General features: G+C 56.8%; 14 protein-coding genes. 5 read left to right on the forward strand and 9 right to left on the reverse strand.

What is annotated here, in order from left to right:
* The first annotated feature begins 79 nt into the window (after positions 1-79).
* The 3 genes from AB1724_13735 to AB1724_13745 are packed head-to-tail and all read left to right on the forward strand — an operon-like array spanning position 80 to position 959.
* The gene (locus AB1724_13735; GenBank protein ID MEW6078872.1) at positions 80-442 is read left to right on the forward strand and encodes a NifB/NifX family molybdenum-iron cluster-binding protein; all 363 of its coding nucleotides are present in this window, start codon (positions 80-82) and stop codon (positions 440-442) included.
* Between the two features lie 25 nt (positions 443-467).
* Positions 468-722, forward strand: a complete 255-nt coding sequence (locus AB1724_13740) for a zinc ribbon domain-containing protein (protein MEW6078873.1) — start codon at positions 468-470, stop codon at positions 720-722.
* A gap of 15 nt (positions 723-737) precedes the next feature.
* Positions 738-959, forward strand: coding sequence for a hypothetical protein (locus tag AB1724_13745; protein MEW6078874.1), 222 nt, complete (start codon positions 738-740; stop codon positions 957-959).
* Here AB1724_13745 and AB1724_13750 read toward each other — a convergent pair.
* On the reverse strand, positions 956-1390 hold the full coding sequence (locus AB1724_13750; GenBank protein ID MEW6078875.1) for a hypothetical protein: 435 nt from the start codon (positions 1388-1390) through the stop codon (positions 956-958). The genes AB1724_13745 and AB1724_13750 overlap by 4 nt on opposite strands.
* Positions 1391-1501: 111 nt before the next feature.
* Between AB1724_13750 and AB1724_13755 the strand changes: the two genes are divergently transcribed.
* Positions 1502-2383, forward strand: coding sequence for a 3-keto-5-aminohexanoate cleavage protein (locus AB1724_13755; protein MEW6078876.1), 882 nt, complete (start codon positions 1502-1504; stop codon positions 2381-2383).
* Positions 2384-2403: 20 nt separating this feature from the next.
* On the forward strand, positions 2404-3231 hold the full coding sequence (locus AB1724_13760) for an SDR family oxidoreductase (protein MEW6078877.1): 828 nt from the start codon (positions 2404-2406) through the stop codon (positions 3229-3231).
* Positions 3232-3240: 9 nt separating this feature from the next.
* Here AB1724_13760 and dctP read toward each other — a convergent pair whose 3' ends face one another.
* The 8 genes from dctP to AB1724_13800 all read right to left on the reverse strand — a co-directional run bounded on the left by dctP (position 3241) and on the right by AB1724_13800 (position 13908).
* Positions 3241-4632 (reverse strand): TRAP transporter substrate-binding protein DctP, encoded by a 1392-nt coding sequence (gene dctP / locus AB1724_13765; protein MEW6078878.1) that lies wholly within the window; start codon positions 4630-4632, stop codon positions 3241-3243.
* 137 nt (positions 4633-4769) lie between these two features.
* Positions 4770-6107 (reverse strand): hypothetical protein, encoded by a 1338-nt coding sequence (locus AB1724_13770; GenBank protein ID MEW6078879.1) that lies wholly within the window; start codon positions 6105-6107, stop codon positions 4770-4772.
* A gap of 14 nt (positions 6108-6121) precedes the next feature.
* Positions 6122-7519, reverse strand: coding sequence for a 2-hydroxyacyl-CoA dehydratase family protein (locus AB1724_13775; protein MEW6078880.1), 1398 nt, complete (start codon positions 7517-7519; stop codon positions 6122-6124).
* Between the two features lie 44 nt (positions 7520-7563).
* The gene (locus tag AB1724_13780) at positions 7564-8679 is read right to left on the reverse strand and encodes a 2-hydroxyacyl-CoA dehydratase family protein (GenBank protein ID MEW6078881.1); all 1116 of its coding nucleotides are present in this window, start codon (positions 8677-8679) and stop codon (positions 7564-7566) included.
* A 63-nt stretch (positions 8680-8742) separates the two neighbouring features.
* On the reverse strand, positions 8743-10131 hold the full coding sequence (locus AB1724_13785) for an NAD(P)/FAD-dependent oxidoreductase (protein ID MEW6078882.1): 1389 nt from the start codon (positions 10129-10131) through the stop codon (positions 8743-8745).
* Positions 10132-10164: 33 nt separating this feature from the next.
* Positions 10165-10536: an SCP2 sterol-binding domain-containing protein gene (locus tag AB1724_13790; protein MEW6078883.1), complete on the reverse strand. Its 372-nt coding sequence runs from the start codon at positions 10534-10536 to the stop codon at positions 10165-10167.
* 33 nt (positions 10537-10569) lie between these two features.
* Positions 10570-12156 carry an NAD(P)/FAD-dependent oxidoreductase gene (locus tag AB1724_13795; GenBank protein MEW6078884.1) on the reverse strand — a complete coding sequence of 529 codons (1587 nt, stop codon included), beginning with the start codon at positions 12154-12156 and terminating at the stop codon, positions 10570-10572.
* A gap of 30 nt (positions 12157-12186) precedes the next feature.
* Positions 12187-13908 carry an NAD(P)/FAD-dependent oxidoreductase gene (locus tag AB1724_13800; GenBank protein MEW6078885.1) on the reverse strand — a complete coding sequence of 574 codons (1722 nt, stop codon included), beginning with the start codon at positions 13906-13908 and terminating at the stop codon, positions 12187-12189.
* Positions 13909-13925: the final 17 nt, after the last annotated feature.

Raw genomic sequence — 13925 nt, forward strand, 5'->3', positions numbered from 1 at the left:
GCTTCATGCCGGCAAACAGGCGCCGGTTGCGGAAGGGGATTGACCGGCTGTCAAAATGATGACGGAAAGAAACAAACCAATGAAAATCGCTGTCAGTGCCGCTGGCCCGGATTTATCCGACCAGGTGGATCCCCGCTTCGGAAGAGCGGCTTACTTTATCATCGTTAATCCGGAAACCATGACTTTTGAGGCGGTGGAAAATGTCCAGAACCTCAATCTTCCCCAGGGGGCCGGTATCCAGGCCGGTAAAACGGTTGTCAACAGCGGAGCCGATATTCTTCTCACGGGTAATTGCGGGCCCAAAGCCTTTGCGGTATTAAGGCAGGCGGGAGTCGATGTGGCTGTCAGCATTCGGGGAACCGTGGCGGAGGCTGTCGCCGCCTACAAAAGAGGTGAATTAAAACCGGCCCGGGAGGCCAACGTGGAGGCACACTGGGTATAAGTTGCCGGGAAAGGAGTTTGACATCATGCCGTTGTATGAATATCAATGTCAGGAATGCGGACAAACCACGGAAATTCTGATTACCGCGGGAGATGACACCAAGCCCCGGTGCGGTCAGTGCGGCAGCGGCCAGCTGAAAAAACTGCTGTCGGCGCCGTCCTCAATGTCGGGTGTTGCCAGGGACAAACTTCCCGGCCAATCGGACACCGGTTGCTGCGGCATGTCGTCCGGCCATTCTTCCTGCGCCGGTCCCGGCAGCTGCTGCGGGCGGGCAAAATAGGAAAAAGGGAGGAATATGTCCGGCGAAAAAAACAGACTTGACGTTCATGTCGTGGTCACCGTTACCGGTGAAAGCCTGTCGGCAATCGTGGACCATACCCGGGGGAATCCTGTTCAGGTTATAAAAGACGGGCGTCCCGTTGACGCCGCCGATATGGTGGGGCTGATGATTACCCGTTTTCTGGATAAATACGATTTCGAGCGTTTTGTCCAAGAGGACTCAAATTATCCATATTAAAATGCCCCCAGCTGACACGGACTGATTTTTATTTTCAGGAGTTCACAGGCCGAGGATACATCCATCTTATTGACGCCCAGATCCCGGGCGATATCCCAGCAGGTCAGGCAGCTGACTTTACCGTCCACAACGGATTGTTGAAGGCGTTGGTGCAATGCCGCCGGGGCCTCCCGGGCCGCGGTCACGACTTTTTTCTCCGGTGAATAACCGAACAGACCGAGCTGGCATCGAACAATGCGGTATTCCATCAGATCGATGGTTTTGCCGACCTCCGACGGCGGCACCCGGAAATGATCGGCGATACCATGGGCGGCCGCGCAGGTCACTTTCCCGTTTTCCGCTCTTTCCCTGATGGCGGTTTCAATCGCCGGATCGTATTTTGTCCCGGCCGGGTGTTTGGCGCTGTATTTGCCGGCGTCCTGGTGTGTCATGGAATCCTCCTGGGTCGAAATGTTTATATGCTTGTGAAAATATTCGGCATGTGATAATTCTTACATTATCAAAATAAGGGGGATTTGCAAGCGACAGATCGGGAGGGAACAATGGATGATTTTATCGACAGAACAATTGTCACCTGTGCCATAACCGGTGTTTTAACCAGTCCGGAAAAGTTCAACGTGCCGGTGACGCCGGAACAGATGGCTGACGCCACCGAACAGGCTTACAATCAGGGGGCCAGCATCGTACATACCCATTTCCGTTCCCAGAAGCCGGGCCTGGGCGCCTTTCCCACCTGGGACCTGCAAGAGGTCGGCGACATCATGGCCGCCATTCGGGAGCGGGTACCGGACATTATTATCTGCATGACCACCGGCGTCATGGGCAGTGATATTTCCGGCCCGGTTGAATGCCTCAAAACGTTTAAGCCGGAAGTGGCCGCCTGCAACGCCGGTTCGTTGAATTATCTGAAAACCAGGAAAGACGGACAGTGGGCCTGGCCGCCGATCATGTTTGACAACCCCGTGGAAAAGGTCACGGGCTTTCTGGATGTCATGAAAGCGCATCGGATCGTGCCGGAATTCGAGTGTTTTGACACCGGTATCGTCCGCAGCGTGGCGATGTTCAAAGAGGTCGGCCTGTTCGATGGTGACCCGCATGTCTCTTTTGTCATGGGCGTCAGCTCCGGAATGCCCGCCCGTCCGGATCTGTTGCCGATACTGGTCGATGAACTTCCCGGGAAAGCCCACTGGCAGGTTATCGCCACCGGCGTTGGCCGGGAAGACATCTGGAAGGTCTTGCGAAAAGCCGCGGAACTGGGCGGCAATGTGCGGACCGGACTGGAGGACACCTTTTACCTGCCCGGTGGAGAGCAGGCCGGTAATAACGGGCAGCTGATCGAGGCGCTGGTCAAGATCGTCCGGGAGGCGGGAAAAGAACCGGCCACCCCGGAAGAAACCAGAAAAATCATGGGCATCCGCCGGTAATCCCTATTCATGCAAGTGCCATGACCCGATTCACTAAAAAACGTGCTTTTATTACCGGAGCCGGCAGCGGCCTGGGACGGGCGCTGTGCCTGGAACTGGCCAGGGACGGCTGGCGGATTGGTGTCGCCGACGTCAACCGGGAAGGAGCCGGCCAGACGGCTGAACTGGTCAGGCAGCAGGGGGGAGAGCCCCTCGTCATCAGTTGTGACGTGACCCGGGCGGAAGATCTTGAACATGCCGCCGCGACGGTCGAAAAAACATGGGGCGGGGTAGACGTGGTGGTAAACAACGCCGGCGTTTCAGCCTATGGCGACATGGAAACCATCCCGGTGGAACGATGGCGATGGATCATGGATATCAACCTGATGGGCGTCATTCACGGCTGCCGGGCGTTTATCCCGGTTCTGGACCGGCAGGGCGGGGGACACATTATCAACGTCGCCTCTTACCTGGCCTTTCTCGCGACACCGGGATCAACCTGTTATAACGTGACCAAGGCCGGCATCCTGTCGCTTTCGGAGACGCTGCGCATTGAACTGGCCGCAAGGCATATTGGCGTTTCCGTGGTCATGCCCTCTTTCTTCCAGACCAATCTGATGGACCGGCTGTTCTGCACCGACAGCGGCAAGGAGAAGATGATCCGGACCCTGTTTTCCCGGTCTTCGGTTCCCGCTTCGACGATCGCCGCTTATGTCATTGCGGCCATGGAAAAAGACCGGTTATATGTGCTGCCGCAGTGGGACGCTCGCCTGCTGTGGCGGATCAAGCGGTGGATGCCGGGGCTGTACATGAAGCTGTTCACGTTTTTGTACCGCAAGGGATATGTCAACCGGATTCTGGGGGTCTGACGTTTCCCCTTACCGTTTTTTTCTGTACGCTTCCAGCGAGGCCAGAACGTCATCCAGGAGGTCCCGGGGATAGTCTTTCCCGGCCAGATTTTCCCGCACCTTCCGCGCGGCCTGCTCAAACGTCTCCTGATCCCGGGGTGAAAGCGTCACGGGATGGATACCGCATCTTACCTCAAAGGCTTTCAGGCTTTTTTCTTCGTAAATTCTGCCGCGTTTTTTCCATTCCGGCTCAATCGCTTTTATTTCCAGAACAATCAACTCCTGGGTATTGAAAACAATGGCTTCCGGCAATCCGAAATGCTTTCCGATTTTATCCCGGGTGCTGTCGCTGAGCAGGACCACCCCCGGAGAATAGAAGAAAGGCGTCGTGATGTAATAATTAACATACTGATAGGCCTGCATGCCGAGTGCCCAGGCCGCCGGAGCGATGAACGTGTCGGCCAGTCCCGTGCTCAAGGCCGATACCACCTCCGGAATGGCCACCGGAACCGGATCGACGCCGAGTTCTTCCAGCATGGTCAATTCAATATGCCCGATGGAAGTGAGGGCTTTTTGCTTTTTCAAATCATCGAGGCCGGCAATCTTTTTTTTTGAAAACACATACAGGAAACCGGAGTCAATAATGGCGCCGCAGATATAGCCTCTTTTTTCAAATGATTCGTCGAGTTGCCGGCGGAATTTTACGCAGATATAATCGATTTCGTCATAATTCCGGAACAGGTCCGGCGCCATGAAGACCGACGCGTCCGGAGAGGCGGTAACCACGCCAAGGGTCGTACAGCCGCAGCCGTCCAGCTGCCCGATATCCATCTTCCGCAGCACATCGTTATCTTCTCCCATGACGCCGCCCGTGTAGAATTTCGGTCGCAGCGCGCCGCCGGTTAACTGGGTGATTCTGGGGACGAGTATGGTCTGGGGAACATCCATCCACGGGGTCCCTTCAGGGGCGAGGGTGGCCAGCTTTAAAACAAAGGGCTCCTTGTTCTTCAACTCCTCGGCTATCACGCCCCAAACGATCTCCTCTTTGACTTTGTCCCAGGCGGCCAGAGGGGAAAAAGTATCGTTAAAGCGGTCGGGAATCTCTTCCAGGATATACCGGGAGGTTTTATAACGATGAATGATGGCGCTCATTTCCGTCCGGATCAGCTCCTTCAGATCGGCTTCGCTGATTGCTCCGGATTTGAGCGTATCTTTCAACAGGGCTCGTTTTTTTTCAATTTCCGGAGTAAACGCCTGACCGGTCCACAGGGACGACAGGACATTATTTAATGCGCTCTGAAAGTCCTCCCGCGGCAGGTTATCCGCCTTGCGTTCCGCCGACAGGACGGGAGAAAACAGGAAAATCAGGAATACGCTCAGCCATGCATACCGTCCGGGCCTTCGATTAGCGTTTTGTTCCATAAGCGGCGCTCCTTGAATCGACGGGTTTATTGATAGTTTAAATAGGAAGAGTAAGAAATCATACAACAAGCAGGCAGGTTCCCGCAAGCGGGTTGCGATCAATAGGATGAAGACGGAGTCCTGACGGGAATTGCCTTTCATCCGGGGCCGTTTTTTAAAAGCGTTTTTTTCAGTTTTTTCTGATAGCGGATCCCCTGAATAAAGGATCGGGGCTCGAACCCGAAATAGTGTCGATGCCAGAGATAAAGGGACGCCGCGGCATCGCGTAATTTCCGAATCCGGCTGACGTTCAGAGGATAAGCCCGTTTAAGGGCCAGCGCTTCTTCGAACGTATCCACGCGGGTCATGCGGCCGCCGGGCCCGGGGACGACCAGTCCGGCGCCAAGCAGGAGTTTGCAGCGGCGTTTTGTCTCTTCCAGCGTGGGGCCGCAGACCAGGATACAGTGGCCGCAGACCATGGGGATGGGGTAGGATTCGATGCCGGTGATGCCGGTTTTGGCCATGAATTCGGCAAGAACAAGATAGCGTTCGGCTTCATCCTCGGGAAAAGCCGCCAGGGCCGGAGTTTGAGCGAGCAGTTTCTGGTTCCAGGGATGGCGGGTGATTTTTTCCAGAACGAAAAAACGCTGGGTGGAATCGCCGGTGGATAGCCCTTTTTTCAGCATATCCGCCACCAGTCGAAGTCTGCGGGACGGGTCCGGCGGATTGTCGATCCACTCCTCAATCCAGTGAAGGCCCCAGTTTGACCATTTCCGGTCCTGACTCAAGCTGTGAAGACCGAAGCAGGATATGTTGCACAGGTCGATGTTGCGCCTTCTGGCCCGCTCGTGGAGTTTGCCATTCAGCAGCACATATTCGGGCGTATCGGCGGCGAACATGCCCGGCGGGCAGACCCGGGCGCATCGCCGACAGCGGCGGCAGAAGGTTTTGATAAAATGGTCCGGGTCCGGCCGCGGATCGCTTTTCAGGACGGCATCGGTAACGACGGTCCCCAGCACCACGGCCGCGCCGTATTCGCGGGTCATGACATTGCCGGACCAGGCCTGTCCGGCCGTTCCGGCGGCAATGGCCCCGAAACGGTGAGAAAAACTCGGGAGCGTGGCGAATACATAGGGGTGGCGCCGATAATCCGCGCTGGGCGGGACCGGCCGCGCCCGGAAGCCTTTTGCCTTAAGGAACTCCGCCAGGGCATACCCGGCATGCTGAATCTGCTGGTAAAGGCGGAACTGGTCGAGATTATGCGGCGCCGGAGATTTTTTGGAAAGAAAATCTTCAATAGCGGCCGCGTTCATGGGCAACACCATCGAAATGATGGACCGGCCTCCCGGCAGCGTATAGTCCAGGTCAAGGGAGGGGGGGCCGTCGAGGCGCTCGGGCCCGGCCACGCCGGAGACCGCCACGCCTTGGGTTTGAAGAAATGCTTTGATCTGATTTTCGATGGGGGAAACCTCAGCTGCCTTTCCTGGAAAATTCAAACGACCGATCTTTTTCAATGCCCGGCAGACATGGTGTTTTCCATGAATGTCCGGACCTGCTCCTTGATGTTGTCCGGAGTGATGGTGCGCGGGTCCATGATGTCAAAATTAAAAATCAGCAGCGGGATATCGGCGGCCCGGCAGCGTTCCCGCAGGATGCCGAGCAGGGCAGCGCTTTTTTTGCAGCCGATGTTGGCGCCCGTCCAGACCATATCAATATTATAGGTCCGATAGGCATGGAACAGGTCGTTTAAAAAATTCTCGGCCGGCCCCCGGGAATGCCTGGCCATGGGCGCGTAGGTGAATGACTGGGCAATGCCGCGGAGCATCGTTTCCTGAGAACCGGTGTCGATGGGGGAGAGCCGGTTATAGGACAGGGCTTCCATGATCAGCGCCACCCCCCATTCCCGTTCCGCCCAGGATATGATATCGATAAAATGGAATGGCGGCACATTCCAGAGAAGAAGGCGGTACCGTTCCCGTGGAAGCGCGCCGATTCCCTCAGCAAGATTGGCTTGGGCCAGGTGAAGGAGTCTTTTGTACAGCCGGGTGCCGGAAGGGTCTCCGATTCCCAGACGATCCACCACCCAGTGGGCCAGGTAAACCGCTTCCGCCGCCAGGGGCGCCGGTTTCGCGCGCATGGTTTCCCACAACTCGAGTTCCACCTCCAGGCTGCGGTTTCTTTCCTCGCACATTTCCCGGAGCCGGTCCCAGTCCATGCGGCAGGAAGTGTCCCGTTCAAGCTTCCGGATAAGGTCCCGCAGTTCCCCGGTCACATAATCGGTGGCCCGGTCAGTTGTAAAATTATAGGGAATATCAATCCGGTAAACCGGCAGACCCAGCTCCATTTCCATCAGGGTATACATCCCCACGTACTGATCGCAGGGGGAGTTGCTGGTCACCAGGGCCACGCTGTCCGGATATTCACGGCTCAAAAGCATCCCGACATTTCCCTTGTGATAGCTGCAGATATCGGCCGGGACGCCGTAATTTTCGCCTTTATCAATATAGGGTTCCAGGGCATGGGCGGAAACCAGGGGCATGAGCATGCTGTGCAGCTCGGCCAGGTAGGTATTAAAGCCCATGGCCTTGAACATCTCCCGTGACAGGATCCCCTCCAGGATAATCACCTTCTTCGATCCCAGAAACACTTCTTCCAGATGTTCGGCCACATACCTCACCAGGCCGTCGACAAAGGTCACGGCCACGCCTTCCAGATATCGCCCCTGCCTGTTGCCGCAGAGACGGGCATAGAAGGCGCTGACTTTCAGCAGCGTCCTGAGCCAGGGATAACGGAAAAACAGCCGGATGACCTTGACGGGATTGTGGGTGACAAACAATCGCAAAGCCTTGGCCCAGATCAGGATAAAGTAACGCCAGTATATAATCTTGTCTCTGAACTTGCCGGTCATTCGTTTTTCATCATTTAGATACGGTTGTTTCGCGGTCCGATATCTTACTTTCCCAGGCTCTCCAAGAATGCCTGGACGCGGGTTTTTAACTGCCCCTCGCCGGTCAGACCGTATTCTCTTTCCAGACGCAGTACCGGTATGTTTAGTTTGCGCAGTTCCGACATCAGCAGACCGGACTCCATTCCCCAGAAATCACAGAATTTGATGCGCTGAATGACAACCCCGTCGACCTGATACGCCTTAATCTTTTCCACTATCAGCGCCAGACGCTTTTTGAAATCCTCCATCATCCTGGGGCAGGACACCTGTTTTAAAAAATGGGCGGCGATATCGGTCAGGGGATCCTGGTCGCGAAGGATCCGGCTGGAGTGGGAAACGGATCCGGTACAGATCATGTCCGCTACCACCAGCGCCCCGGTTGACTCGATCGCCCGGATGTAATCCGGGTCGTCCAGTTCTCCGCCCGCGACCATGAGCCTGGCGCGATGGGGTTGGCTTATCCGGCGCTGATCCAGGGAAAGGGCATACTCGGTCAGCAGCGGTAAAAAAAGGTCCGTGGGCGTGACGGCGGAGGCGATCATCCACTGGTAAAATTCAGTACCGGTCACGGGTGGATTTGGCTGTTTCCGGCAGGCGTCAATTTTTTCCAGAAACACGTGTAAGGCGTTGTATTCATCAATGGCGTTGGAAAGCGCCGCCTCTCCCGCGTCCACCTGAAAGTGAGCTTCCAGTTTATCTTTCAGCAGGCGCAATTCCTCAACATACCATTTCAGGGCACGATCGCCGGACTTGTGGGGAACGTCCAGGATATGAATAAAACCTGGCCGGACCAGATAAACCAGATTGTCATATAAGCGGTGGGCCTGATTGCAGGTGGCGGCGAGAACCCAGCCGCCCAGGAATTGGAACTGATCATCCATGGCCAGTTCCAGGATGCTCCGGGTATAAGAACAGGTGACGGAGGAGAGGTAGATATCGGCAATTTCCGTTCCGCTTATCCGGGGGGCACTCACTCTCAAAGGGAAAAGCCTGCCCACGGACAGAAGCGGAACCGGCGTATAACTGCAGGTATAGGCAAGGGGTATTCGACCCTGCCGGATGGCCTGATCCACCAGTTTGTTGCAGGGGCCGTCAAGAAGCGACGTAATCGAAGGCGTCATGACCTTCTCACGAGAAAAAGGGATTGCACTCGCCATGAATCATTATGGTGACCGAGTCTGTTTCTATTTTCCGGTCAACAGGTTCGCCAGATTCAGGGCGCTGCCGGCCGCCAGTTCCGTGCCGATGCCGCGACTGCCGGCATCGGCTCCGACCAGCCAGAGGCCTTCCACCGGCGTTTTCATGGCGGGACGCTGGTCGCCGGTCTGCCCGGGAAACTGCCCCAGGCCGATGGCGCCGCCGGGCGGGTGGAAAGTGATCCCGGTGGTATCGGCGCGGGTGCCGCGTTCCTGCCAGCGCAGGGTCGACCGGATCTCCGGGAAAAGCTTGCCAACACGTTCATCCACCTTGTCCAGGACCCGGTGACAGAGGGCGTCATCGGCGCCCGGCGCCACCGGCGTGCCGGCTACAATCAACTGCTTTCCCGGAGGCGCCAGTCCGGGGTCGATGTTGCTGGGTATGGGCATGAACAGGTAGGGATCAGCGGGCACGGTTTTGGCGTCGACATAGTCAAAGATGTTTTCAGCGGCCAGGTCCGGCATATAAAAGACCACCGGATAGGGAACAACCGGCCGATCCAGGGCATAGGTGATGGTGACATAAGGATTGGAATAGCGCAGGGATTCGGCCTTTTTGACGTATTCTTTCGGGAAACGATCGGCCCCGGCCAGACCGATGGTGCGCAGGAGACCGGCGTTGGAAATGATGATATCGGCCGGATAGAAACCGTTCTTCGTCTCCACCCCGGTCGCGCGGTTGTTCTCGACTTTGATGCCGGTAACGGCGGTTTCATATTTAACGGTACCGCCGAAGCGTTCCAGGGCGTCCACAAAAGCCTGCGGGATGGCCCTGGCGCCGCCTTGCGGGTAACCGAAAGCGGCATGGTTGAACATGCGGGAAAAGCACCAGATGAATTCACCCGCCGACGCCTGCTGGTAGGACAGGGCAAAGTAAAGCTGGGAAAGGCAGGTGACGAACAGATGGATGCGTTCGTCGCTGGTGTAACGGGAGATATAGTCTTGCAGGAGAACGGAGTCGTTTTCCTTGACCCCGGAGCCGTTCAGCAATGCCCGGAAGAGACGCCAGGCGCCCAGAAAATTTTTCGGCCTGACGCCCAGTTTGAAAGCCAATCGGATCAGCCGGGGCAGGGGTTTGATGTCCAGGGGAAAGTCAAAATCCATTTTGCCCATGACGCGGCAGGGCGGGTCCTTGGTGACCCATTTCAGGCTGCCGTTGACGCGGCGGTTGATTTCGCCGTGGGGACCGGTGTCGCCCAGGCTGAACATGTGCACGCCGAAATCGTAGATAAATCCCTCTTTTTCAAAAGTGGAACAGCGGCCGCCGACAAATGGGTGCGATTCCAGCACCGTTACTTCATGGCCTGCCCCGGCCAGCAGCGCCGCGCAACCGGAACCACCTACACCCGCGCCGATAACCACGATTCGTTTTTTCATGTCTGCCCCCTCCTGACAGAGCCGATCGGACTTTTATTTTTTCCCGCCCTGTTGAAGCAGCACGCCCAGGCTCTGGAACCAGAGGAAAAGAGAAAAGTTCCCGGCGACTTTAATATCGCCGTTCTGGATACCGCTGACCTGCAGGCGTTTGTTCCACGGCAGCAGGGCGGAAAAACCAAAGGCCGCGCTTTTGAAAATGACGGTGCAGTCCGGGCGGTTGTGACCGCCCGGAGCCGATGAAACGGTGCCGTTATTGAAAACGAAATGCCGGACATCCTCGCCGTCGGCCGTGGATATCTGGATGACGGCGTTTTTCTCCGCGGCTTTTTTCGCGAAAACCGGATTCTTTTTGGCGGCCCGGATCATCAGCCGTGCAATCAGCCACAGCAGTACTCTTAATTTCATAGACTCACCTTTCCAAACAGGTCTTCCGGATCATCAGCCGGGGATAATGCCCGCCGTCCTGGCGGCCTGCATGTATTCAGGCTCTTCCCATGTCCGGGTCAGACCGAAATCATTGGCGATGGCGTTGGCCGCCAGGTATCCGCCTCCGCCCAGAATCATACCGCCGGGATAGCTGCTGGCGCCGGCGACATAAAACCGCTCCACGGGCGTGAAGCTCCGGGAGCAGAGGTCATTGGGGCGCAGATATCCCATCTGCAGCGGGATATAGGCGCCGTGCTTGAACGAGCCCCTCACCATGGATTTGTTTTTCATCTCGATATAGGTGGGCGGGTAAGACAACACATTCAGCGGCTCGATATCGGGCGCGTATTTTTTCCATTCCGCCAGGCAGGAACGGGTATAATCCTCCGTTTTTGCCTCCCAGTTGATATCAAAGGGGACCAGGCACTCCCAGCGGCCGGTGTGATATCCCTCGGGGGCCTGAATGGGGTCGAACAGGGAAGGGCAGGTGGCGTGACCCATGGGCCTGGCCGGCAGAACGCCCTGTTCCGTGGTTTCCAGATGCTCCAGCAGGGAGGCGGTGTCGTTAACGCCGAAGAAGGTCGTCAGCGCCCGGTTGGCGTCGGCTGTCTGGCTGTAGACCGGGGCCTTCCGGAGCGCCAGATGAACGCCGAAAAAGGTCGTTTTTTCCCATTCCCATTTTCTGGCGCTGTCCACCAGTTCCGCCGGCAGATCCCGGGCATCGATGAATTCCAGAAAATTCTGCCGCGGATCACAGGTGGAGATAATCGCCTTGGCACTGATTTCCATGCCGTCCGCGGTAACGACGCCTTCCACCCCGCCGTTTTTGACCAGTACCCGCACCACTTCGGCCCGGTCCAGGACCGTGCCGCCGGCTTCCACGAAAGTCCGGTAGAGGGCGGAGGAGAGCCGGTGGGAACCGCCGCAGACCAGGGCGGCGTCCGTCATCCGGTAGACATAAAGCGGGAAAAGAAAGCCGAGCTCATAGGGGGACATGCCCCACATGGTGAAAAGATTGAGCAGCGATGCCTTGACCGGATCCTGAAACCCATAGGACGAAAGAATCTCGATGGGTGTCATGTCCGCGATTTCGTTGTAGCGTTTGCCCACGTCGTCCCTGGCGTTATTCAATATAAGGGTCTGTTCAACAAACGGGACCGGCGGAATGTAGGTTAAGGGAATGAGAATTTTTTCCGAGAACTCCTTAAAGTCGGCAACCATCTTCCGATAGGCGTCACCGTCTTTTTTTGAGAAGTTGGCGGCGATGTAATCGGCGGTTTTGCTGCCGTCGCGATAGAGCAGCAGGGGCGGCCCCTTATCGTTGATGACGGCGCACTGAACATCCGGAAAAATGTATTTGACGCCTCTTTTATCCAGCTCAAAATCCCGATAACAGGGCATCTGCCGGGCCATCATGTGGTAGATGGCGTGCAGGTTGTAGCGGAACCCGCCCAGTTCCAGCGTTTCCAGTCCTCCGCCGGTTTCATGCCGCTTTTCCAGCAGGACCACCTTTAATCCGCACCGGGCCAGATAAGCGCCGCAGATCAGTCCATTAGGCCCGGCGCCGATGACGGCCACGTCAAAATGTCTGACAGTCATGAATATTAACCTCCACAAAGGCGTTATCGGTCACGGTTTCACCCCCAGGTCCCGGGGAATCCGTGAAAGGTTTTGCAGATACCAGTGAAAGCCCTGGCTCTGCCACCAGTTCTGATTTCTGACTCCCAGGTCTTCAGCCACGTCGCAGGCGGCGATATAGCCGGAGGCCAGCCCTGAGTTGGAAAACAGGTGAACCGAGTTGGAAATATACAGGTTTTCAATAAACGTGCGTGAGCCGCCGCTGGTGATGACGCCCGCCACCGGCCGCTTTTCGTAAAACTGTTCGGGTATCATGGAGCCACCGGCCCAGTTGCCTTTGACGGCCGAAGGGTTATTGCGGTACTGATCCAGGGGACTGTAAACGAGCCGGTCCCTGACCAGCGATTTGAATCCCGGGGCGTATTGTTCATAAGTATCCATCATCTGGTCGGCCAGGGCCTGTTTGATGCTGTCCCAGTCGGAAAAACCCTTCAGCCGGCCGTGTTTCCATTCGGCCGGGTCGGGCGGCACATCCAGCCACATATGGCTGGTGTGGCAGCCCGCCGGCGCCTGCAGCGGGTCGGCCAGGGTGGTGATAAAATAATTACAGATGATGTCGTCGTGGATGCGGCGCCGGTCAGGAGCGATGTTCCGGCCGAACCGCATCAGTTCCGCGGAGGTATCGCCGCCCATGTAACCGATGAACGCCCGCTGAATCCCCTCGTCATAATCGGCGGATTTGAAACGGGGCAGGCCGCTTAAGGCAAAATGAACAGTGAAGATGTTCTGCTCGTCATAAGAAAATTTCTTTAACCGACCGGCCATGTCCGGCCCCAGCTTATCCTCGCCGATCATTTCCAGGAAGGTGGGAATGGCCGTAACGTTGCTGACGACCTTTTTGGCGGTGATAATCTCGCCGGGGTAAATGGCCCGGTCGGACAGGATGACGCCCCCGGCTTTTCCGTTATCGGTGATGATGGTCTTGACCGGGCAGTTGGGCATGACGGTCACGCCGTTGTCAAGGCAGGCCTGGACCAGGACATGGGTCAGTTCATGGGAGCCGCCTTTGACCACCACCGACGGGATAAACGGCCCCAGCAGCGTGCCGATCAGGGCCGACCCCATGGCTCCGATCTGTTTCTGCAGCGGGTTGAAAGCGCCGATCCAGGCAACGGCATGGGCCGTGGTCTTGATATATTCCGACTCGAAGAGCAGGTCCAGGGCTTCGTAGCCGTTCAGTTGCATGAATTTTTCACCGCTGCAGTTGACCTTGGCGGCCTTGAAAAAGCGATCGACCAGTCCGGTCATTCTGTTCATGATATCCCGGCTGGGCGGCGTGAAGAAGAAGTCATGCATCACCTGGCAGACTTCGTAGAGATTGTCCATGAAAAAGGTGATGCCCCGGTTCAACGTCTTGGCATCCCTGGCGGAATGGCGGGCGGCCTTGTCTATCGTGATGAACGGGTCATTGGCCATCAACATGTTTTTGCCGTCGGCAAAGGTCTTGGCCCAGGCGTATTCGGTGGTTCGCCATTCCAGCCCGTACTTTTCCAGGTCCAGGTCGACGATGGCCGGGCAGATGGGGGTGATCATCCACACCGCGTGCAGGTTGAAAAGGTAACCGGGGATACCGGCCTCAACCGTGTCGCAGTGGGCGCCGCATTCTCCCCTGGCCTCGATCAGGGCGGTTTTTAGTCCCGCCTTGCCCAGGTATGCGGCGCAGGTCAAGCCGTTAATCCCGCCGCCGATGACGATGACATCGTAATCCGGCATAATCCCCCTCCGTTTTA

It is taken from the genome of Thermodesulfobacteriota bacterium (genome assembly GCA_040753795.1).
Taxonomy (GTDB): Bacteria; Desulfobacterota; Desulfobacteria; order Desulfobacterales; family Desulfosudaceae; genus JBFMDX01.